This window comes from Klebsiella sp. HMSC09D12 (assembly GCF_001808475.1).
Lineage (GTDB): Bacteria > Pseudomonadota > Gammaproteobacteria > Enterobacterales > Enterobacteriaceae > Klebsiella > Klebsiella oxytoca.
In genome coordinates, this window is sequence record NZ_KV793503.1 from 120,871 (window position 1) to 139,729 (window position 18,859).

Sequence of the window (18,859 nt, forward strand, 5' to 3'; positions counted from 1 at the left end):
AGGATCTTACACCTTAAGCAGTTTCACCGTGGCGTCGATGTCTATCTCATCTTCCGTGAAGATGAGCGTGGTGCCCTGGAAGGTGGTGATGGCCAGCTTTTTGACCGAGCGCATTTCCCCGGGCTTAGCGGCTGATTTTGGCCTGATATTTCCCATCAGCAGGCCCACGGAGAGGACCGCGTTCTCTTTATCAATGCGGGTGTCGGCAGGCTCCTCCTCGTTATAAACCAGGTAAGATTTTATCGACGTGAGCTTAATCCGCTCGCCTGCGATATAGATATATTTGCTTTCCGGGAGGACCTTCACGGCGTACGCTGACAAACCCTTGTTATTGGTTGTGGGTTCGAAAGTGACCGCCGCATCCTTTTTAATCAGCTCAGGGTTGGCAACCTTAATCACATGAAAGTAGCGATTATCGCCGTTTTCATCTTTGATAAATCCAAAACCTTTATCTTTAAACCACGTTGTGATCGTTCCGTTCATCGCCATTACCGCCTGGTTAATCGTTTATCTACTCAATTTTTTGCCGCGCGCAGTGTAAAGCACATTGCCCGCGCAGACTACGTCTAAATCTTTTGCCTGAGCGGGCTAACGCGATTTACCACATCAAATCATCAGGTACTTTAAAATCAGCATACGGATCGTCTTCATCCTGCTCTTCCGCGCTGAGCGCGCTGTTTAAGACAATGCTGCTGGCGTCGCGCTGGGCGATCTTATCGGCTACGCTTGCCGGGATAATCGCGTATTTGCTCTCGCCGTCGCTATCACCCGCCAGGCGCGCAATGGCGAGGCGACCGCTTATCAGCTGTGCCTGGGTCAGTTTATCCACGGTGATTTTTTTAATGAAATTGTTATCCGTGAAATTAAAATCAATATTGCCTTTAGAAATATCGATTTTATTCATCTCGATGAGCTGTTTGACCTGCGCTTTATATTCTTTCGATAACGCTGCCTGCTTTTGCTGCTCGCTAAGCTGTTTATCCCGCTCCAGCTGCGCTTTCTTATTCTCTTCCACCGCCTCTCTGGCCTCGCGCGCCTGAACGCGTGACTTTTTCGCCGTTCTTTGAACCTTGGCCATCTTTTTGCTGGTCACTAAGCCGGCTTTTAGCATCTGCTCTTGTAAGGTGAGTTTTGTCATCTCGTTTCTGAATCCGCTGAATAATTTGTGGGATTATACCTGTAATTTTAGCGGATGTGTCAGCGTGCAGGGTCGGGCCTGGGGATAGAAGCAGAAACGGCAGCAAAAAAGGGCGTCGACGCAAAAAGTGTGAAATGAATAAAAAATCACACAATGGCGATTTTATTTGCTATAAATTCATTTTTATTGATTTTATATGGAGTCTAGCGATGATTGTCAGAACCTGGCATGGCTGTGTTCCCGTTGAGTTTGGCGATGCGTTTGCGGGGCATTTGCAGGCAACCGGAGTGCAGCATTCGCGGAGCATTGCCGGCAACGCGGGCGCCTTCGTCAGGCGGGAAACTCAGGGGGAGTGGGAACACTTCTTTCTGGCGACCTACTGGAACGATCTGGATGCTATCATCGCTTTTGCCGGTAAAGAGTACCATGTCGCCGTCACCTATGCCGATGATGAGCAATTCCAGCTGCTGTCCGATCCGTACGTTTTCCAGTTTGAGGTGGCTGCGGTGGTGGGAATTTAAGGGCGCTTTAAGGATTTCTTGCAGCAATACCCCACGTTCAGGCTCTCAACGCTTCTGATGGCTGACAAACCGCATAGGGGAGAAATAGCCCGGTAGCGGCAAGCGCTTTACCGGGCCGGTGAAGAGTGCGTAACCTGATAACACTCCGGTGTTTCTCAGCCATTGGCGGGCTGGAATAGGGGAAAGGTGTAAAACCGGCTTGCCATCAGTTTTCAGGCCCGCAGGCTGGAGAATTACTTCCGTCCTGCCAACAGACCAATGACCAGGCCGATAGCGCCGGCGGCCAGCAGTCCGGTTAACGGATTTTCCCTGACGCGCTCGGACACCTCTGAAACGGCATCCGAAGCCTGAGCGGCGTATTTACGGGCCGCGCCTTTTAGCTGATGTTTCGGCGAATCTACCGCATCACCAAACTGCTGCTGGGCTTCCCCGGCAAATTCATTGACTTTATTGCCCACTTTATCGGCCAGATTCTGCGCGTCGTTTTCATACTCTTGTGATGACATGAGACTCTCCTTTCGTTTGACTTATTTAAGTCTAGTGGCTAACAGGCGAAGTACCAATGTTCGGGCCGCGGCGAGCGTCACTCCAGGAATTTTCCATAGCGTGAGCGCTTACACGCTACCATGTTTTTGCAGTACGCCTTTATCGTCGAAGGTAAACAAAATTGACTGCCCTAATCCGTTCTGGCAAACGACGCCATCGGCATGAGTTTTATCGGTGATCCCCTGACAGGCCATATTGCTGACATAAGGACGAATCTGGCATTTGAGGGTTTTACCATCCTCAATAATCAGCTGCTTCGATTTGCTAATCGCTTCTGGCGCGGGAGTCGGGCAGGTACCTTCGCCCCAGTTAACGCCGTGATGTTTATCGAACGCCGAGCAGCCCTGTAATAGCCCCGCGCCAGCCAGAAGAAGTATCAGAGGGAGTTTTGTCATTGTATAATCCTGATGGTTATTTTCGTTTTCAGTATAGAGCGGTGCTCCTGTAAAAAACTTCGCCAGAATTGGTGGTATTCCTGTTATTTCAATTGATTGAGATAATTCTTAGATATAAGATCCCTCGGGCGCTGGGGCTGGAAACGTCGCAATTCATAAATAAGAACTATTGATGTTCACAATTCCTCTTTTTTCCTTCATCATTTGTCAGCTTTTACTACTAATAATCAGCGCTTAGCTCAGCATGAGAAATACATTTTTTACTCAAGGCCGGTATGAACTATAAGAAAGTACTGAAGAATACGTTACTGCTTGCTCCCGTGGCGCTCCTGAGTCTGCAAATGCCCGCCTGGGGCGCAGATGTGACGAAAACGGCGACCTGCCAGAAGGCGCCGCCTGCGGTGGACAAAGAAGGCGTGCCGTTACCGCCCGTTGTTGGTAAAGAGGGCGCGCGTCCGGCTTCCCCGAAAGGCTCGTCCGGCCAGGGCGGCGCAGCGGCCAACTGTCAGCCAGCGGCCATCGAAAATTAATCATTGACCTCAACCCGGGAGAGACATGGTGCACCCGTTAATTAAGGTGATGCTGGTTGGAGGGAAAGGCGACGGCCTGATGGTCAGCGTTGCCGATAACGCGACGGAGATTTCCGTGACGCCTGCGCAGTATGGCGCGAAATCCGGTCAGCCGCTGAGCTACAGAATCGTATCGCAGACCATTGATGATGAACGCTATTTTTTCGGCGTTTTCAACGAGAGCCATGAGGATACGGAAAAACTCAAAAGAGTCGCGCTAACTCGCGGCATGAAAAAACTCTTCGGCTAAGCCGGTTCCGGGCGATCGCTTGTCGTCCGGTCTCCTCATATTTCGTTTTCCTTTTGCCTCCGATACAGTAGAGCAAAACGCTTCTATCAGTTTCGGGAATTTATGATTAACCATATCCGGATAAAAAATTTCAGATCGGTCAGGGATATTGAGCTGGAACTCGGTGCGCTGAATATCGTCTTTGGCCCCAACGGCTGCGGCAAATCCAACATTTATAAAGCCATCCATCTGTTAACCGCCTGCGCCGATGGGAAGTTCTCCGGTTATATCAGCGATGAAGGCGGCCTGGAGAACATTATGTGGTCCGGGCCGAACGCGCCGAACGATCGCTTTCCGCGGCGGCTGCAGATTGCCTGCCTGACCGATGAGTTTGACTACCAGCTGCAGGTAGGTTTCCCGGAAAAACTGCCGTATCCGACTCAGTTCCAGCTGGATCCCATCGTTAAAGAGGAGTCTATCTGGCTGGCAGGATTTTCCCGACGCCCTTCATCGCGCGTGCTGGAACGCAAAAACCAGGCGGCGTTCCTGGTTGACGTCAATGGTGAAAAAAGCACTTTTACCGACGCGATTTATGAGAATGAATCGATTTTTGGCCAACTGGGCGAGCCGCACCGCTTTCCTGAAGTCTCCAGGGTCAGGGAAACCATGCGCCACTGGCGCTTTTATCACGAATTCAATATAGGCAGACTCTCGCCGTTGCGTCATCCGACGGTAGGTTACCGCTCGCCGGTGCTGGACAGCGATGGGCACAACCTTGCCGCCGCTTTTCAGACCATCGTGGAAATCGGCGCCGAAGAGCTGCTGCATGAGATCCTCGGCGAAGCGTTCCCGGAGTGTACATTTTACTGTGAAAATGAGAATTCGCGTTTCTCGATAAAGATGCGCCGCAATGGCGTCTGGCGACCTTTACTGGCGGCGGAAATGTCCGATGGCACGCTGCGTTTCCTGTGCCTGGCGGTGGCGCTGCTGAGCCCGCGTCCGCCGGCATTTCTGGCTATTAACGAGCCGGAAAACAGACTGCATCGTCAAATGTTCCCCGCGCTGGCCCGGCTGATTGTCGAAGCTTCCCGCTATAGCCAAATCTGGCTAACCAGCCACTCCGCGGAGCTGGCTGAGCTGGTTTCATCCATGGCGGAAGCCCGGATTTACGGGCTGGAAAATAGCGATGGGGAAACGCGGATCGCCAGCTAGCGGCAACTGACTTATTCGGTGTAGTAACGGTGTATTGCCGAAGCGCCGCCGGAGGGTTTCCGGCGGCCTGATGTTATGCCGCGGCCGGGAGCAGGGTTTTGCTGCCTTTCAGGGTGAACAGCGAGATGAGGGTAAAGCTCAGGGTAATACAGCCCAGGATCAGATAGGCCTGATGGAAGCCGACGGTATCATACATCCGTCCTACCCACGCCGAGAGCACAACGCCTGACAGCTGTTTTGATAAATTGAAACCGATCAGGAACAGGGTCGCCGAGAGCTTCGGGTTAAATGCCGAAGAGATATATTTAAAGGTGCCGACCAGCAGGAACGGGATCTCAAACATATGCAGCATTTTTAAAATGATCACTTCCACCGCCGAGTTAGCGAAAGACGATCCTAAAATGCGTACTGACATAATCATCCCGGCAATTAGCAGGGCGTTTTTAGCGCCAATCCGGTTAATAATCGCCGGGGCGCAGAACATGATTAGCGCGTTAAGTAATTCCCCACCGGTGGTGACGAAGCCGAATACTTCAGTGCCGCGCTGGGGGCTGGAGAAAAAGCCCTTAAAGAAGTTGGCGAACTGCTGGTCAAAAACGTCATAGACGCTGGCGACGCCAACGACATAAATAATAAAGCCCCAGAAGCGCGGCATCCGCAAAAGCTCTGCGGCGGTGCGAATGGAGAAAGCCTGACGGTTGGCGCCCAGGGCATCGATAACCTCGGCGCTGTTGCTGCTCTCCGGCTTTGATACCCACAGCAGTACGCCGAGGATCAGAGCGAAACCGGAGGCGATCCAGAACGTAATGTTCGGGTCGATACTAAATAAAATGCCGGTGATTGACGCGCACAGCGCCCAGCCGACGCAGCCGGAGACGCGGACTTTACCGTATTCAAAACGGTTGGCGCGGCTGACGCGTTCAATATAGGCTTCTACCGCCCCGGAGCCGCTGGAAAAGACGATCCCCAGATAAATCCCGCCCACCAGCGCGCCTGCGATGATATTCATCTGCAGCAGCGGCGAAAAGACGAAAATAAAAAAGGGGGCAAACAGGATTAACAAAATCGTAATCGTCCACAGCAGATGCTTGCGCAGACCGAGCTTATCCGAAATCAGGCCAAAAACCGGCTGGAAGATTATCGCGAATAGCGAAATAGAGGAGAAGACGATCCCCGTCTCGGTTTTGGTTAAATGGTTAACTTCCGCCAGCCACACCGGGAAAAAGGGAAAATAGGCTGACATGATGAAATAGTAGAAGAAAAAGAACAGCATGAAATATATAAAATTATGCCGTTCTCGTGGCGCCAGTTCAGAGAGTTTCATTGTGAATATTCCATATTATTATGCCTGTAAGGTTGGGGGCTTGCGCCCCCGATTATTATTGGAAGTGAATCGTTAACTGATATTGCCATTGTGTCTCAAGCAGCAGCCATTGCTGTAGTACGCTGGGCGTCCAGGAGTCATCGCCGCCGATGCCCATGTGCTGAGCGTCGAGGGTGATCCAGACGCCGTTTTCCGGCTTCATCCAGTGCCAGTGATCGGTCTCCATTAACTGCGTGGTGCCATAGGGCTGTACCGAGAAGTGGAAGTTGCCTCCCACGTGCCAGCGCCCCCAGTCCAGCGTTTTGCTGTCGCAGCGCAGGCCGTTTTCCGTCGGGAAAATGTACGGCGTGGTCATCTCCTCCAGCGGCAGCTGCCAGCGGGAGAAGCAGGCGCTGGTGCGGCGGTCCGGATAGTTCTCATGCGGACCGTAGCCGAGCCAGGATACCGGTTGGTGCTGGTCCGGAACCTGGAAATTCAGCCCGATGCGCGGCAGCGGCGGCAGGGTGCCGGCACGTTCGCCATCGACCGCCAGATGCAGCTTGCCTTCGCTATCAAATGTCATCCGCCAGTGGCTGACAATCACCGCTTCGTCGCCGCGCAGATAGTGCCAGCGGCTATCGATAACCACTTCATGGGCCAGGCGCTGAGCGTCGCACTGGACGCAGCGGGCGCTGAGCTTGTAAAGTCCGGCGCTTTTCCAGCGCTCTACCCAGGCGTTAGGGTCAATACGCTCCACTTCGCTGACGCCAATGTCGTTATCCAGCGGTGCGCGCACAAACTGGTCGCGCAGCGGGGTCAGCAGCTGTTCCACGCCGTCCACCTGCCAGTGGGTTAACAGACCGCTTTGCCGATCGATGGTCCATTGCTGCGAGCCGCTGCGGACAATCCAGGCCGCGTCGCTGCTCTCCAGCGCTGGCGCGATACCGGCAGACCGAGGGCCGCGTAGCGCCAGCGGCGCGGCGAGCGGGAACTGCTGCCACGCAACGCGATGCCCGGCGTCGGACCAGACGGTGGCCTGGGGCTGGACCACCTCCAGCGTCAACCACACCTCTTCCGCGCCGGCGGGCAGCGTCAGCGCATCGCACAACGTCAGCTCACTCTGGCCCTCCGGGCAAAGCGCCAGCTTCACGCTACCCTCAGCAAAAGTTTCACCCGCGGCCTGAACCTGCCAGCGCAGCTCTTCGTTATCGGTGGCGCGGAACAGATATTCGCTGCTGAGGCGGATACGCAGCGGGGATTGCGCGAGCAGCGCAAACTGGAAGTACTGCTGCGCATGTTTGGCCTCGATTAAGGAAGGATGCGCGCGGCGGTCGGGGAACACCAGACCGTTCATGCAGAACTGGCGATCGTTCGGTTTGTCGCCAAAATCACCGCCGTAGGCCCAGCCAACGCTGCCGTCGTCGAAGGTTTTACTGATGGCCTGATCCGCCCAGTCCCAGATAAACCCGCCCTGCAGGCGAGGATAGTCGCGAAATGCCTGCCAGTAATCAGCAAAGTTGCCGAGGCTGTTACCCATCGCATGGGCGTATTCGCAGAGGATCAGCGGGCGTTGTTCTCCAGGCAGACTGATCCACTTTTTGATTCCCCATTTCGGCACCGTCGGAATCGGCTGGTCGCGGTCAACGCGGGCGTACATCGGACAGATAATATCAGTGGTGGTGCTGTCGGCGCCGCCGCCTTCGTACTGTACCGGGCGAGAGGGATCGTTGCGCTTCAGCCAGTGATACATCGCTTCATGGTTGCCGCCGCCGCCGGACTCATTCCCCAGTGACCAGATAATAATGGACGGATGGTTGCGGTTGCTTTGCAGCATTCGACTGACGCGGGCGCTGAAGGCCGGTAGCCAGGCCGGATCGTCGGATATTCGATTCATCGGCACCATGCCGTGGGTTTCTATATTGGCCTCATCTACGACGTACAGGCCGTAGCGGTTGCACAGCTCGTACCAGCGTGGGGTGTTTGGATAATGCGAGCAGCGTACGGCGTTAAAGTTGTTCTGCTTCATCAACAGAATATCCTGCACCATATTCTCTTCGGTAACGACCTGGCCGCGCTGGTGGTGATGCTCGTGACGGTTGACGCCGCGGATCAGCAGCGGTTTGCCGTTCAACAGCAGCAGGCCGTTTTTGATTTCAACGCGGCGGAAACCGATATCCCAGGCTTCGGCCTCGATCGGTTCATCAGCGCGCCATAGCGACACGACCGCCCGATAGCAGTCTGGCGTTTCCGCGCTCCATAGCGCCGGGCGTTCTACCGGCAGACGAATGGCCGCGCGCTCCGCATAGTTTCCGCGCTCATCGATAATCGGCGAACCGGGCGACTGCTGGTGGCTGGCGACCAGGCGATCGTCATCCCACAGTTCGACTTTCACCGTCAGCTCCTCCAGCAGCGCGACCGGTGCGGCGACGCTTAAGTTCACCAGCAGTTCGGCATCGCGGTAGAGGGCATCCAGCTGCGGCGTAAGCTGGACGTCGCAGAGGTGCAGCGTCGGTTTATTCAGCAGCCAGACCGAACGGAAGATACCGCTCATGCGCCACATATCCTGATCCTCAAGCCAGGTTCCCGCGCTCCAGCGCATCACCATCACGCAGATACGGTTATCGCCCGGCTGAAGATAGGGGGAGAGATCGAAGGCCGCTGGCAGGCGACTATCCTGCGAATAACCGACCCATTCGCCGTTGCACCACAGATGAAACGCGGAGTTGACGCCATCGAAGATAATCTGCGTCTGGCCGTCGGCCCGCCAGCTCTCATCAACGCGAAAGGTCAATGAGTAGCAACCGGTCGGGTTCTCTAGCGGAACGCGCGGCGGGGTGGTGTCGATAGGGTAGCGAACGTTGGTATAGATGGGCGCATCGTAGCCCTGCATTTGCCAGTTTGAGGGTACCGGCGTACTGCGGCTGTCCGGCAGATCGTCTTCCAGCCAGCGGGCATCCACGTCAAACGGGCTGCGGGCCCAGGAGAATTGCCACTGGCCGTCAAGCCGACGGCGGAACGCGGAGGGCTGGTTTTTCCGCGCCGCGTCGGTATCGCGCCAGCTGGCGAAAGTCGGGTGGGCCGGTAAACGGTTGAGATGGGTAATGGTCTGGTTCTGCCAGTCCTCGCGGGCGAGAATCTGATGGAACGTGGCTCCTGCGGCGGAAATAGAGTGGTGTTGTTGCATACGCATTCCTGACGGATAAGTGATAAAAATGTCGTTCGCTAGACAATATGATTTTGTTATCAGTTATTTTCGCTATAGCCGCAATATTGGCGAAAATGAAACCCACTGGCGATCACGAAAAGCTGGGAAAACAGCTGATTTTTGTCGTCTTTTAAACATAAAATGTTAGCGGACGACATTGAGGTTTTGATTCAGAAGGAGTGCACTATGCAGCGTCGCCTGGCAACGCTTGACGATGTGGCCCGTGAGGCCGGCGTTTCTCAGCAAACGGTCTCCCGGGTGCTGAATAATCCTGGGGTGGTGTCCGAACGAACCCGCGAAAAAGTGATCCGCGCGATGCAGACGCTGCGCTATGTACCAAACCGCTCCGCGCAGCTGCTGGCGGGTAAGTCCGCGCCGTCGATTGGGCTGATTACCGCCTCGCTGACGCTGCACGCGCCTTCGCAAATCGCCGCGGCGGTGAAAAGCTATGCTGGTTTGCATCAGCTTGAGGTCTCAATTGCGATGCCGGTGCAGGTCGATTACGCGTCTCTGCAGGCGCGACTCAATGAGTTTCGCGCCCAGCATATTCGCGGAGCGATTATCAGCCTGCCGCTGGAAAGTAGTCTTGCGGAGCGTCTGGTGGCGGAGAATCCAGATATAGCCTGCATGTTTCTCGATGTTTCGCCGGAGGCCGACGTTTGCGGCGTGCGTTTCGATCATCGTGATGGATGTGGCGCCTGCGTGCGGCATTTGTGGGACGCCGGACACCGCGAGTTCGGACTGCTTGCCGGGCCGGAAAGCTCGATCTCGGCGCGAATGCGGCTCAGCAGCTGGCGCGAGGCGCTGCACCGCCTGGGCGTCAGTAATGCGGTAACGGTGTTTGGCGACTGGAGTGCCGCCAGCGGCTGGAGTAAAACGTTCGAGCTGCTGCATCAGCATCCGCGCATTAGCGCGATCGTGGTCGCTAACGATCAAATGGCGCTCGGGGTGCTGAGCGCGCTGGCGCAGCTTTATCGTACCGGCAGCCAGGCCATCTCGGTGACCGGTTATGATGACACGGCGGACAGCCTCTACTTCCAGCCGCCGCTGACCACCGTCGCCCAGGATTTCAACGTGCTGGGGAAAAGGGCGGTCGAGCTGCTGATCAAGCTTATGGCTGCCCCACAGCTGAAAATTCGCGAACTGCTGCCCACCCGCCTGATTATCCGCCAGTCCACCTGGCCCGTTACGGGGAACGGGGAGGGGGAAAAAGATGAGCTGATTAGTCAACTTAAGGCGCTGGTGGAAAAGCTATGAGCGCCACCGCCGTTTAGCTTTCATTGAAGTAGCCTGTGGTAGCGTACCGATTAGAGACGTAGACAGAGCTGCTCGTGCTCTGCACGTAAAAATGCAAAATACAATCTATCCATGCAAGCATTCATTCACCGCCAGTCACATGGCGGTTTTTTTTGCCCATTTTTTGCCGACGGAAAACGTTCTGATTTTATTTAATTCTGCTGGCTGGCGGGTTAATCGCCTGCTGCAAGCATAAATGCGCTGGTTTTTCCGCAGGGTGTCAGAAGATTTCCCGAGGCCATAGTTTTTACCACAGCATAATATGCTATTGGCCTGGCGGGCCGGCCTCTCTTTTTTCAGCGTCGTTCAGCTATGCTGAAAGCCAGGGCTGGCGAGTGAAGGGCAATATCATGATGGTATTAAAAGAGAAAGAGCACCTGGAGTCTGTTGACTGGCGCAGGGTTGCGGAGATCATTGCCGATGCGGGACTTAATCAGCGCGATATTGCATTGGTTGAACGGGCGTTTCGTCATAGTACTTTTTGCTGGTTTGGCTATGAAAAGGGTCAGCTGGTCGCCGTTGCCCGCGCGATTAGCGATCTGACCTGGTGCAGCTATCTTGCGGATGTTGCGGTGGCCCCGAACTGCCAGGGGAAGGGATACGGGAAGTTGCTGATGCAGGCGGTCAGCGAGCGGCTGCGGCCGTTTGGCAAAACCTTTATCTATTCGGTGGTGGATAAAGTCGGCTTCTACCGCCGTTTTGGTTTTGAAATGCTGACAACGGGTATGGTCTGCGCCAGCGCCGAGAGTCTACTGCGCATGCGCGAGCAGGGATATATTTGCCAGGACAGCGACACTAGCCAGCTTTAGCCGCTTCATCTTGCTCTTTATATTTTTCATGCCATTGCCGGTGCGGCCTGATAAACATAAAATAAATAGTCTGGATGCATTTTTTATATTTTTGAATCTACCAGGCTTCTCATCGGATATTGTAAGTTTATTTTTTGCTTTGAGAGGTTTTTATTAGCGGTGGGGGCGTGTATTTTTTACATTAAGGATAAGTCTCCAGTTGGATTTGTGGATGGATGCAAAATATTATAAATAAGCTGTGTTTAAAAGTGAAAGTGTGTTACACAGTCTCTTTTCTCCTGGCAAAAATCTGGATGGGATTATGCTGACAACCCTGATTTACAGAAGTCAGATACCTTTAACTCATGAAATTAATCTCTCTTTGCTGGTTGAAAAAGCGAATGTTAATAACATGTCTCATGGCGTTTCAGGCATTCTTCTTTTTAAAGATAATGTTATCCTTCAAGTGCTTGAAGGTGACGAAAGTATTCTGGAGCAGCTCTTCAGCAAGATTAAACACGACAGCCGACACTTTGGTGTCGTCGAGCTGATGCGAGATTACGCCCCGCGCAGGCGCTTCGAAAACGTCGGTATGATGTACTTTGATCTGGATACGCTAGAAGCCGATGCCGTGCTGAAAACCGTTCGCCAGCTAAGCAAGTTGAAGAGCTATCTTCTGACGGAAGAGCGCGTTTATAAATTTATTCATACGTTTATAACGCAAAAAAGAGCTCTCCCGGTTTCCCAGTATTTCCAGCCTGACAAATGGTCAGTTATCCCACAAAGATCGCCCTTTCATACACCTGAACGCTCCCCAGTTGATAATCAATGCTGCCAGTTTGCATTTCAGCCCATTATTGAGCCCCTGGCCGGTCATATCACTTCACTGGAAGCGCTTATTCGTAATAAAGATGGTGGGAGTCCGGCGAGCTTTTTTGCTTCAATCGACCATGATAAACGTTATGAAATTGACCTCAAATCTAAATCGGTGGCTTTCGCGCTGGCAAAAGAAATAGACATCGGCGATCATAAAATATCCATTAATATTCTGCCGATGTCTTTGGTGGTGGTTCCCGATGCCGTGGAATTCCTGCTGCAGGAAATTAAAAAGTATGGGTTGATGCCTGAACAGGTTATCGTGGAAGTGACTGAAGACGAAATGATCTCCGGTTTCAGCCAGTTTAGTAGTGCGATTAAAAAACTGCGCGTCTCCGGAATGGGACTGGCTATTGATGATTTTGGTGCCGGTTATGCCGGACTGTCGTTGTTAACCAAAATCCAGCCTGACAAAGTCAAAATCGATCGTGAGATTATTACCAATATCCACCTGAGCGGCCCTAAGCAGGCCGTCGTCCGTTCTATCATCAACTGCTGTCATGAGCTGGAAATTGCGGTGGTGGCGGAAGGGATTGAACGTATCGAAGAGTGGTGCTGGCTTGAATCCGCGGGTATCAAGCGTTTTCAGGGGTTCTTGTTTGCCCTGCCCGAACTGAACGGCGTAGGAGAGATACGCTGGCCGGTGAACACAGCGGATAGCCTCGTACAGGCGTAAAAACGTGTTATCTTCGCGCGGCCTTCCGATCGCCGCGCTTCGATTTATGCGGCCCGGTAGCGGCCATCTGAGCGCCTGCGCCCGCCGCGAATCCTCTCAATCCCCGCCTACAGCGATGCTGAACCAGGCTGTGAGCCAGATCATGAAAATGGCTCATGTTGCAATGAAATTAAGTCGCTTTCCCTCCTTGCGGGGCTCTGGCATAAATTAGCTAATATTAACTTATTGGCAACATGAAGAGTGCTGGCGAGCAAATCCGTTAACGCCGGGAATTCGTCCGATAATCACTTTTCATTGCAAAACCAGGATGCCAGATCGCCATGAATAAAGATTTTACGTTTACCATTAAAAGCACACTGTTTGATGAAAACTATAACCCCTCGGAAAGTACGCGTATTACGACCAACTTTGCTAATCTGGCTCGCGGCAAAAATCGGCAGGAGAATTTGCGCAACACCTTAATCATGATAGACAATCGGTTCAATACGCTGGCGCATTGGGATAATCCCAAAAGCGATCGCTACTCTGTTGCGTTGAATATTATTTCCGTGGAAATGGTTATTGAAGAGACTGGAACCACCTTTCCGGCGATTGAGATATTGCAAACCACAATTATTGATAAAAGAACGGGTGAGCGTATTGAAGGCATCGTTGGCAATAATTTCTCCTCGTATGTTCGCGACTATGACTTCAGCGTATTGCTACCGGACCATAATAAACAACGTTCAGGCTTTAGCATCCCAGATGATTTTGGCGACTTGCACGGGAAGATCTTTAAGCATTTCGTTCACTCCGCCGAATATAAAACCAATTTCAAAAAGCCGCCGGTGATCTGCCTCAGCGTGTCCAGTAAAGACACCTATCAGCAGACCGGAAACCGCCATCCGGTATTAGGCCTTGAGTATCGGCCAAACGCCTCGTCTTTGACCGAGCAGTATTTTGCAAAAATGGGCCTGCAGGTCCGCTATTTTATGCCGAAAAACAGCGTAGCGCCTTTGGCATTTTATTTTACCGGAGATTTACTGAGCGATTACAGCAGCCTTGAGCTGATGAGTACCATCAGCACGATGGAGACGTTCCAGAAGATATACCGGCCTGAGATCTACAACGCTAACTCCGCAGCAGGACTGTGCTATCAGCCGGATCTGAATCATCAGGATCATTCGTTAACCAAAATAGTTTATGACCGGGAAGAGCGTAGCCAGCTGGCTATAGAGCAGGGGAAGTTTACTGAAGAGCACTTTATCAAACCGTATAAAAATATTCTTGAGCAGTGGTCTGCTTATTCCGCTCTTTAATCCATCGCAGATATAAGGCTATTTATAATGAAAAAATTACTTCCTACTTCAACGGCCGGCAGTTTACCGAAACCTTCCTGGCTTGCAGAGCCTGAGAAACTATGGTCTGCATGGAAACTCGAAAGCCAGGAATTAATCGACGGGAAAAAAGACGCGCTGAGTTTGTCCTTATTCGATCAGCTACGCGCCGGTATTGATATCGTCAGCGATGGCGAACAAACGCGCCAGCACTTTGTCACCACGTTTATTGAGCACCTCAGCGGCGTGGATTTCGCAAAGCGCGAAGTTGTCAAAATCCGTAATCGCTATGATGCAAGCGTCCCGACCGTCGTGGGGGCCGTCGAGCGGCAAAAGCCCGTTTTTGTTGAAGATGCGCGTTTTTTACGTCAGCTTACCAAACAGCCGATCAAATGGGCGCTCCCCGGGCCGATGACTATGATTGATACGCTCTATGACGATCACTATAAGAGCCGCGAAAAACTCGCCTGGGAATTTGCGAAAATACTCAATCAGGAAGCCAAAGAGTTGGAGGCCGCCGGCGTTGATATTATTCAGTTTGACGAGCCCGCCTTTAACGTATTCTTTGACGAGGTCAATGACTGGGGGATCGCGGCATTAGAAAGAGCCGTTGAAGGACTCAAATGCGAAACCGCGGTGCATATCTGCTATGGATATGGCATCAAAGCCAATACCGACTGGAAAAAGACGCTGGGGACGGAGTGGAGACAGTATGAAGAAGCGTTTCCTCAACTGCAAACCTCCAGTATCGATATCATTTCGCTGGAATGCCATAACTCGCATGTTCCCATGGATCTGCTTGAACTGATTCGCGGTAAAAAAGTGATGGTGGGCGCTATCGACGTGGCGACCAATGCGATCGAAACGCCGGAGGAGGTCGCCGCAACCTTACGTAAGGCGCTGCAGTTTGTTGATGCCGATAAGCTTTATCCTTCAACCAACTGCGGTATGGCGCCGCTATCGCGGCGGGTCGCAACCGGCAAGCTCAATGCGTTAAGCGCCGGGGCGGAAATTATCCGCAGGGAACTTCAGGGTAAATAGCACCCGGATCTATGCGCGCGGCGGTATAATCTGCGCGTTAATCACTGACGCGCATGATCTTGAATTAACCATTTATTACCAGGCCGCTATCAAGCCGGAAAATAGCAGGAAAGCATTGCCGCTGTTGACTGGCCGATGTGCAGAGCATGGAATAGCGGCCATGCGTTACTTAAAATATTTATCCAGCGGATCGTAATGGCGGTATTTTCTAAAGAAAAATAGCCAGTAGACAAAACCCAGGATAGCGCCCAGCCCGGCAAACTGCAGATAAAGAATTTTACGCAGATCAAGAAGGTTCAAAAATGAATACGAGCCTTGCCACATATCAATAATCCCGCCGTTTATCACCAGGTCCGTGAACAGCGCCAGTGCCGGCAGGGCAACAGCGTAGGCCGCCATAAGGTATAACAGTGCTGCCAACCTCATTTTGGTATTGATACGCATATTTCTCCCTCCTTGCCAGTAATCAACAAGTATAACATGGCTCATCACGAGCCTGTCTGCGGTCAGCGATATTTGAATCTGATACCTCGGATTAAAGTTATGGGTTAAGGAGGCTCTGGCTGATGCAGCAATGTGGGTTGCAGGTTGGGGCGTTGGTAAGGTTGTAGCCCCCGCTATCATGTTATGGGAAAAAAGACATATACTTAGATATCCTTCAAGGGAGTTTGTTGCAAATAAGAAGCGTGTCCACTCATGGTGCTTTTTTTAAAGCAAGGGATAGGTCTGTATATTATGAATCTCAGCTTATACATGAATTTTACTTACTGTTGAAGTATGATGATTTTAATGATTTAGATATTTGCTTTTTAAATAAAAATGCTCGCTGGTACTATGAGGACTGTAGTGAAAAGAAAAGTTTCTTATACGAGCATCAATTGAAGAGAATTTCTTCTCTGTTCTCTTTGGTTCCGGAGGAAATGAGAAATAAACTTGAATGGCACGGGCCAGAGGTTAAATAGCTTTACCAAGAAAAATCACGCTAACAAAAACGCCCCCTGGTGCATCAGCAGCAGGGGGCGTTTACGGGTGGGGATTATCGTCGTTCATCAGTCATCCCATTTGTGGCTTAGATACGCGGCAAGAAATCCAAAGAACAGAATGGTTCCCAGAACTGCCATAAATACATGCATATTTCCCAGCATGATTAACCTCCATTAGTTTTGCTATGCGCTAAATTGTCCTCATTGAACAGGTTTACGGTTGTTGAACATATCTTAACTTGCGCAATCTAAACAAATGCTTAACAAATTGCCGATAGTGACTATTTCACGGACCAAAAAGCCGCATATCGGTCAGGCTGTATACTCTTTTGATGCTGCAACGGGCTAAGCATCTACTGCTGGCGGAATTGATGGCGCAGGATACAGCCATTGGCGAAACCACACAGAGCAGCAGGAAATTGGTAATTAACAAGCACAAGCGGTAAAAAAATACTTTTTAAATAATCTTTAACGATATCAATACTCATATTAAAAATTACCTCATTGAATAGCGATTTACTCAATAACTCCTTAGCTATAATTCATTCTGCACTATAGTTAACGAGTAGCACAACGCTACATATGATAATGGAGTTTCCTATGAAATCTTCAACTGTAAATTCAGAAAAAGACCAGCCAAAACAGCCGAAAAAAATGCCTGAAGATGATAAAGGCAGCCAGAAACCGAACAAAAGCAAATAGCCCTTTCACACGTTGTTTAGGAGGCATTATGGTAGAACGCCCAGATATTACTGAACCGCTACCGGGTACTGACCCTTTACCTGACGAAGATTTACCTGAAAGTCCGGACGTAAACGATCCGGTAGTCCCTGAAGACCCGGATGTCATTAAATAACGGCTGTCTGGATATTCAAAAAACCGCCTTATATTTCGGGCGGTTTATTTCTTTTAAGCTCATCTCCGCAGACTGATTTATATCGATAAAAGACGACGACAATTGCGGTGGTTTTCACATTGCCTTTGAATGAATAACCGCGTAGTCGCTTTCGGCCGGTATCAATATGCCGGCACGATTTTTCCGGCCAGGCTTATCGTTCACTGGCCATAGAATATGAATTGACGGCCCAGTGTCTCGCACTAGCGATATGCGCGTATCTAAGATGACACGTGAAGTAACAGAGCCAGCAAAACAATCACTTACCACATTCCTCCGAGCGACAATATCGCTGATAAATTACGCTCGGTTTGTTTCACTCTGCATTGTCTTTCGATACTGCAACGGGCTAAGCGCATACTGCTGGCGGAAGTGATGGCGCAGGGTGCTGGCATTCGCGAAACCGCAAAGCTCGGCAATCTGCTCAACGCTCAGGCGGCTGTGGGTTAAATGCTGGGTCGCGCGCAGCAGTCGCTCATCAAGCAGCCAGCGGGCAGGGGTTTTACCGGTAGCGTCTTCAAAACGGCGTAAAAAGGTCCGTGAGCCCATACCGGCTCTTTCCGCCAGCGATGCCACGGTATGGTTGGCGGCGAGATTCTGGTGCAGAAAATCGAATAATAGTCCGAGTCGCTGGCTTTCTCGCGCTTTGGCTACCGGCCGAACAATCTGCTGCGCCTGTCCGCCGTCGCGATGGGGGGACACCACTAAACGCCGCGCGACAATATTCGCCGCATCAATACCGAAGTCCTCGCGCACCAGATGCAGACATAAATCGATTCCTGCGGCGCTGCCTGCGGAGGTCATCACGCCCTCAGCGCCGACGTACAGCACGTCATCAATGACTTCAATCAGCGGAAAACGCGCCCGCAGCTGATCGGTGTAGCGCCAGTGGGTGGTCGCCTGGCGGCCGTTAAGCAACCCGGCAGCGGCCAGAACGAACACCCCGGAGCAGATCGAAATTATCCGGCAGCCCCGCGCATAGGCGGCAACCAATGCCTGGCACAGGTCAGGCGGCACAGGGGAATCGATACTGCGCCAGCCGGGCACTACGATCGTGTCCGCTTCGCTTAACAACGACATGCCGCCGTCGGTCATCAGACGTATCCCGCCGGTTGCCCGCAGCTCTCCTTCATCCACCGCGGCCACGGCGAAACGATACCAGCGCTCGCCCATTTCCGGACGCGGCAGGCCGAAGATCTCTACCGCGACGCCAAATTCAAAGGTACACAGGCCATCGTAGGCGAGGGCAACCACCCGGTGGCGTGACAACGTCACGGATGGGGTTGTCATGATTTCAGCGTTTTCAGTCATGGTTATCGGCAGATGTCGTGCAGGCGGTTAATTAAAGTAGTGGTACCACAGACAAGGAGAAGATGCCATGAGTGTTGTAACCGCGATTACCCCCGCCAGCTCTACCGATGCCGCCGCCTGGTTTCGTCATAAGCTAAGCCTCGAAACTGACTGCGCCGATGTCTACAGCGCGATGCGCGAAGAAGACGTGGATTTTGTTCTGCTACATGTCGTCGGCAGTGAGGAAACCTTTGCCCGTCGTCATCTGCCGGGGGCCCTGCATTTACCGCACCGACAAATTGATGCAACCCGAATGGCGCAGTGGCCTGAGGATACGCTGTTTGTGGTTTACTGCGCCGGGCCGCATTGCAACGGAGCAGATGTTGCCGCCATGAAGCTGGCGCTGCTGGGACGTCCGGTAAAAATGATGCTCGGCGGCCTGACAGGCTGGGAAGATGAAGGGCTACCTTTCGCAAAATGAATTTATTTCATGTGCCATGAATTATTCTCGTTTGCCGATGAATCGTCTGCATGACAGTATCTGGACATATAGACATCCAGAAGTCTAAATATTCAAATA

General features: G+C 52.2%; 21 protein-coding genes. 11 read left to right on the forward strand and 10 right to left on the reverse strand.

What is annotated here, in order from left to right; genetic code table 11:
* Nucleotides 1-6 precede the first annotated feature (6 nt).
* On the reverse strand, nucleotides 7-489 hold the full coding sequence (locus tag HMPREF3178_RS23040) for a cold-shock protein (RefSeq protein ID WP_004102404.1): 483 nt from the start codon (nucleotides 487-489) through the stop codon (nucleotides 7-9).
* Nucleotides 490-598: 109 nt separating this feature from the next.
* On the reverse strand, nucleotides 599-1,138 hold the full coding sequence (locus HMPREF3178_RS23045) for a DUF2058 domain-containing protein (RefSeq protein ID WP_004102402.1): 540 nt from the start codon (nucleotides 1,136-1,138) through the stop codon (nucleotides 599-601).
* A gap of 209 nt (nucleotides 1,139-1,347) precedes the next feature.
* Here HMPREF3178_RS23045 and HMPREF3178_RS23050 point away from each other — a divergent pair, with 209 nt between their 5' ends.
* Entirely contained in the window at nucleotides 1,348-1,659 is a 312-nt protein-coding gene (locus HMPREF3178_RS23050; RefSeq protein ID WP_029496815.1) for a hypothetical protein, read from the forward strand.
* Nucleotides 1,660-1,892: 233 nt separating this feature from the next.
* Here HMPREF3178_RS23050 and HMPREF3178_RS23055 read toward each other — a convergent pair whose 3' ends face one another.
* The gene (locus HMPREF3178_RS23055) at nucleotides 1,893-2,165 is read right to left on the reverse strand and encodes an ElaB/YgaM/YqjD family protein (protein WP_004102398.1); all 273 of its coding nucleotides are present in this window, start codon (nucleotides 2,163-2,165) and stop codon (nucleotides 1,893-1,895) included.
* Nucleotides 2,166-2,273: 108 nt separating this feature from the next.
* A complete protein-coding gene (locus tag HMPREF3178_RS23060) occupies nucleotides 2,274-2,600 on the reverse strand; it encodes a hypothetical protein (protein WP_004102397.1) in 327 nt (108 codons plus the stop codon).
* Nucleotides 2,601-2,875: 275 nt separating this feature from the next.
* On the opposite strand from HMPREF3178_RS23060, the gene HMPREF3178_RS23065 reads away from it, so the two are divergent.
* The 3 genes from HMPREF3178_RS23065 (at nucleotide 2,876) to HMPREF3178_RS23075 (ending at nucleotide 4,610) form a co-directional block, all read left to right on the forward strand.
* On the forward strand, nucleotides 2,876-3,130 hold the full coding sequence (locus HMPREF3178_RS23065) for a hypothetical protein (protein WP_004102396.1): 255 nt from the start codon (nucleotides 2,876-2,878) through the stop codon (nucleotides 3,128-3,130).
* 28 nt (nucleotides 3,131-3,158) lie between these two features.
* Nucleotides 3,159-3,419, forward strand: coding sequence for a hypothetical protein (locus HMPREF3178_RS23070; RefSeq protein WP_024274240.1), 261 nt, complete (start codon nucleotides 3,159-3,161; stop codon nucleotides 3,417-3,419).
* A gap of 102 nt (nucleotides 3,420-3,521) precedes the next feature.
* A complete protein-coding gene (locus HMPREF3178_RS23075; protein ID WP_017145794.1) occupies nucleotides 3,522-4,610 on the forward strand; it encodes an AAA family ATPase in 1,089 nt (362 codons plus the stop codon).
* A gap of 73 nt (nucleotides 4,611-4,683) precedes the next feature.
* On the opposite strand, the gene HMPREF3178_RS23080 is transcribed toward HMPREF3178_RS23075, so the two are convergent.
* Nucleotides 4,684-5,934: an MFS transporter gene (locus HMPREF3178_RS23080; RefSeq protein WP_016808789.1), complete on the reverse strand. Its 1,251-nt coding sequence runs from the start codon at nucleotides 5,932-5,934 to the stop codon at nucleotides 4,684-4,686.
* Nucleotides 5,935-5,989: 55 nt separating this feature from the next.
* Nucleotides 5,990-9,097, reverse strand: a complete 3,108-nt coding sequence (locus tag HMPREF3178_RS23085) for a beta-galactosidase (protein WP_017145795.1) — start codon at nucleotides 9,095-9,097, stop codon at nucleotides 5,990-5,992.
* 207 nt (nucleotides 9,098-9,304) lie between these two features.
* On the opposite strand from HMPREF3178_RS23085, the gene HMPREF3178_RS23090 reads away from it, so the two are divergent.
* From HMPREF3178_RS23090 to HMPREF3178_RS23110, 5 genes are all read left to right on the forward strand, one after another.
* Nucleotides 9,305-10,375, forward strand: a complete 1,071-nt coding sequence (locus tag HMPREF3178_RS23090) for a LacI family DNA-binding transcriptional regulator (protein ID WP_004102389.1) — start codon at nucleotides 9,305-9,307, stop codon at nucleotides 10,373-10,375.
* A 389-nt stretch (nucleotides 10,376-10,764) separates the two neighbouring features.
* Nucleotides 10,765-11,223 (forward strand): GNAT family N-acetyltransferase, encoded by a 459-nt coding sequence (locus HMPREF3178_RS23095; RefSeq protein ID WP_017145796.1) that lies wholly within the window; start codon nucleotides 10,765-10,767, stop codon nucleotides 11,221-11,223.
* A gap of 301 nt (nucleotides 11,224-11,524) precedes the next feature.
* A complete protein-coding gene (locus HMPREF3178_RS23100) occupies nucleotides 11,525-12,754 on the forward strand; it encodes a diguanylate phosphodiesterase (protein ID WP_017145797.1) in 1,230 nt (409 codons plus the stop codon).
* A gap of 320 nt (nucleotides 12,755-13,074) precedes the next feature.
* Nucleotides 13,075-14,052: a DUF1852 domain-containing protein gene (locus HMPREF3178_RS23105; RefSeq protein WP_017145798.1), complete on the forward strand. Its 978-nt coding sequence runs from the start codon at nucleotides 13,075-13,077 to the stop codon at nucleotides 14,050-14,052.
* Between the two features lie 27 nt (nucleotides 14,053-14,079).
* Complete coding sequence (locus HMPREF3178_RS23110) at nucleotides 14,080-15,111, forward strand: methionine synthase (protein WP_017145799.1); 1,032 nt, start codon at nucleotides 14,080-14,082, stop codon at nucleotides 15,109-15,111.
* 165 nt (nucleotides 15,112-15,276) lie between these two features.
* Here HMPREF3178_RS23110 and HMPREF3178_RS23115 read toward each other — a convergent pair whose 3' ends face one another.
* From HMPREF3178_RS23115 to HMPREF3178_RS32040, 3 genes are all read right to left on the reverse strand, one after another.
* Nucleotides 15,277-15,555, reverse strand: a complete 279-nt coding sequence (locus HMPREF3178_RS23115) for a hypothetical protein (RefSeq protein ID WP_004113303.1) — start codon at nucleotides 15,553-15,555, stop codon at nucleotides 15,277-15,279.
* A gap of 605 nt (nucleotides 15,556-16,160) precedes the next feature.
* Nucleotides 16,161-16,256 carry a protein MgtS gene (gene mgtS / locus HMPREF3178_RS31115; protein ID WP_004102377.1) on the reverse strand — a complete coding sequence of 32 codons (96 nt, stop codon included), beginning with the start codon at nucleotides 16,254-16,256 and terminating at the stop codon, nucleotides 16,161-16,163.
* 191 nt (nucleotides 16,257-16,447) lie between these two features.
* Nucleotides 16,448-16,582 (reverse strand): hypothetical protein, encoded by a 135-nt coding sequence (locus HMPREF3178_RS32040; protein ID WP_254925826.1) that lies wholly within the window; start codon nucleotides 16,580-16,582, stop codon nucleotides 16,448-16,450.
* Nucleotides 16,583-16,824: 242 nt separating this feature from the next.
* Here HMPREF3178_RS32040 and HMPREF3178_RS31920 point away from each other — a divergent pair, with 242 nt between their 5' ends.
* The gene (locus HMPREF3178_RS31920) at nucleotides 16,825-16,950 is read left to right on the forward strand and encodes a hypothetical protein (RefSeq protein WP_004102372.1); all 126 of its coding nucleotides are present in this window, start codon (nucleotides 16,825-16,827) and stop codon (nucleotides 16,948-16,950) included.
* A gap of 339 nt (nucleotides 16,951-17,289) precedes the next feature.
* Here HMPREF3178_RS31920 and ftrA read toward each other — a convergent pair whose 3' ends face one another.
* On the reverse strand, nucleotides 17,290-18,300 hold the full coding sequence (ftrA, locus tag HMPREF3178_RS23120) for a transcriptional regulator FtrA (RefSeq protein ID WP_017145801.1): 1,011 nt from the start codon (nucleotides 18,298-18,300) through the stop codon (nucleotides 17,290-17,292).
* Between the two features lie 67 nt (nucleotides 18,301-18,367).
* Between ftrA and HMPREF3178_RS23125 the strand changes: the two genes are divergently transcribed.
* Entirely contained in the window at nucleotides 18,368-18,760 is a 393-nt protein-coding gene (locus tag HMPREF3178_RS23125) for a rhodanese-like domain-containing protein (protein WP_004102369.1), read from the forward strand.
* The last annotated feature ends 99 nt before the right edge of the window (nucleotides 18,761-18,859 follow it).

What these genes read in the sequence shown, in the direction of transcription:
- HMPREF3178_RS23040 (WP_004102404.1), bottom strand. Translation starts at nt 489, where the DNA reads ATGGCGATGAACGGAACGATCACAACGTGGTTTAAAGATAAAGGTTTT.
- HMPREF3178_RS23045 (WP_004102402.1), bottom strand. Translation starts at nt 1,138, where the DNA reads ATGACAAAACTCACCTTACAAGAGCAGATGCTAAAAGCCGGCTTAGTG.
- HMPREF3178_RS23050 (WP_029496815.1), top strand. Translation starts at nt 1,348, where the DNA reads ATGATTGTCAGAACCTGGCATGGCTGTGTTCCCGTTGAGTTTGGCGAT.
- HMPREF3178_RS23055 (WP_004102398.1), bottom strand. Translation starts at nt 2,165, where the DNA reads ATGTCATCACAAGAGTATGAAAACGACGCGCAGAATCTGGCCGATAAA.
- HMPREF3178_RS23060 (WP_004102397.1), bottom strand. Translation starts at nt 2,600, where the DNA reads ATGACAAAACTCCCTCTGATACTTCTTCTGGCTGGCGCGGGGCTATTA.
- HMPREF3178_RS23065 (WP_004102396.1), top strand. Translation starts at nt 2,876, where the DNA reads ATGAACTATAAGAAAGTACTGAAGAATACGTTACTGCTTGCTCCCGTG.
- HMPREF3178_RS23075 (WP_017145794.1), top strand. Translation starts at nt 3,522, where the DNA reads ATGATTAACCATATCCGGATAAAAAATTTCAGATCGGTCAGGGATATT.
- HMPREF3178_RS23080 (WP_016808789.1), bottom strand. Translation starts at nt 5,934, where the DNA reads ATGAAACTCTCTGAACTGGCGCCACGAGAACGGCATAATTTTATATAT.
- HMPREF3178_RS23085 (WP_017145795.1), bottom strand. Translation starts at nt 9,097, where the DNA reads ATGCAACAACACCACTCTATTTCCGCCGCAGGAGCCACGTTCCATCAG.
- HMPREF3178_RS23090 (WP_004102389.1), top strand. Translation starts at nt 9,305, where the DNA reads ATGCAGCGTCGCCTGGCAACGCTTGACGATGTGGCCCGTGAGGCCGGC.
- HMPREF3178_RS23095 (WP_017145796.1), top strand. Translation starts at nt 10,765, where the DNA reads ATGATGGTATTAAAAGAGAAAGAGCACCTGGAGTCTGTTGACTGGCGC.
- HMPREF3178_RS23100 (WP_017145797.1), top strand. Translation starts at nt 11,525, where the DNA reads ATGCTGACAACCCTGATTTACAGAAGTCAGATACCTTTAACTCATGAA.
- HMPREF3178_RS23105 (WP_017145798.1), top strand. Translation starts at nt 13,075, where the DNA reads ATGAATAAAGATTTTACGTTTACCATTAAAAGCACACTGTTTGATGAA.
- HMPREF3178_RS23110 (WP_017145799.1), top strand. Translation starts at nt 14,080, where the DNA reads ATGAAAAAATTACTTCCTACTTCAACGGCCGGCAGTTTACCGAAACCT.
- HMPREF3178_RS23115 (WP_004113303.1), bottom strand. Translation starts at nt 15,555, where the DNA reads ATGCGTATCAATACCAAAATGAGGTTGGCAGCACTGTTATACCTTATG.
- mgtS (WP_004102377.1), bottom strand. Translation starts at nt 16,256, where the DNA reads ATGCTGGGAAATATGCATGTATTTATGGCAGTTCTGGGAACCATTCTG.
- HMPREF3178_RS32040 (WP_254925826.1), bottom strand. Translation starts at nt 16,582, where the DNA reads ATGAGTATTGATATCGTTAAAGATTATTTAAAAAGTATTTTTTTACCG.
- HMPREF3178_RS31920 (WP_004102372.1), top strand. Translation starts at nt 16,825, where the DNA reads ATGGTAGAACGCCCAGATATTACTGAACCGCTACCGGGTACTGACCCT.
- ftrA (WP_017145801.1), bottom strand. Translation starts at nt 18,300, where the DNA reads ATGACTGAAAACGCTGAAATCATGACAACCCCATCCGTGACGTTGTCA.
- HMPREF3178_RS23125 (WP_004102369.1), top strand. Translation starts at nt 18,368, where the DNA reads ATGAGTGTTGTAACCGCGATTACCCCCGCCAGCTCTACCGATGCCGCC.